2 pseudogenes are annotated in these 911 nt (G+C 53.2%); both read left to right on the top strand.

The annotated features are described in order from the left end of the window. Positions 1 to 239 (top strand): annotated as a pseudogene (locus DBR24_RS32435) (hypothetical protein); the annotation flags it as partial. 204 nt (positions 240 to 443) lie between these two features. Next, a pseudogene (locus DBR24_RS16525) lies at positions 444 to 911 on the top strand (calcium-binding protein); the annotation flags it as partial.

Genomic DNA, 911 nt, shown 5'->3' with positions numbered 1-911 from the left:
AAGCAGAGCGGGTCTGGTTGTTGAACACGGAAATGACGAAAGCGGCCAAGGTCAAAGACATTGATCAGGCGGCGGGAGACCGTGCGGATTTCATAGAAGAATCGACCCACTTCGGCACGTCCAATAAAAACCAGTATGACGCGTTGATCGACAAGGTCGAGGCCTTGGGTGATCCAATACTTCGGCTTTCAGGCAATAAAAATGAATTTGCCGATGACATCGTCTGGCCCGAATTTTAAACAACTCGATACTGAGGGCAGACTTAATGACGACCACCCTATGACATACGACCACAGCAGAACTAACATTTTATTTAAATATCAAGAAACCAACTAACTGCACCGCTCAACTTTCAATCTTTATATTCACACTACATTTTTTCCCAACGGAATACCGATTCCAACACCGGTGTCCGACCACGCCTGTTTTTAAAGGATTAAATAATGGCGAAACTTATTACAGCATCAGTGGAACCCACCCTCGATGCAGTCATTCACATCACGCCGATCAGCACTTCGGCCAACCACCATGCGCCGGTCTCGCGACAGGTTGAAATCGTCCCCAGCGCACCACCGCTGACACCGCCGCCCGCCCGCCCTGTGCAGAACCCTGCGCCTCTTGCACTCAAGACGCTCGACAAACGCCTGGGGCCGCTGCGCATCGGCGAGTTCACGATCAGCCGCGTGGAACTGCAAGCCATGGGCGCGACAGTGAATGGCGAACACATCAGTGGCGCCAATGCCCACCTGGAGGCCGCCGACAAAACCTTTCTCGATGCGCTGGGTTTCGATCCGGCTCAGGTCGAATCGCGCATCAAATCCACGGACAACCCCGACAGCAGCAAAGTCGCCACCCTGTTTTTCGAGATTGCCTGCAAACGCTCACCCACTGCCGCACCGCTGTTCATTGCC

Origin of the sequence: Pseudomonas sp. HMWF006, assembly GCF_003061205.1 — a bacterium.
Taxonomy (GTDB): domain Bacteria; phylum Pseudomonadota; class Gammaproteobacteria; order Pseudomonadales; family Pseudomonadaceae; genus Aquipseudomonas; species Aquipseudomonas monsensis.
The sequence above is the reverse complement of the archived record's forward strand: the minus strand, read 5'-3'. Positions and strand labels throughout refer to the sequence as shown.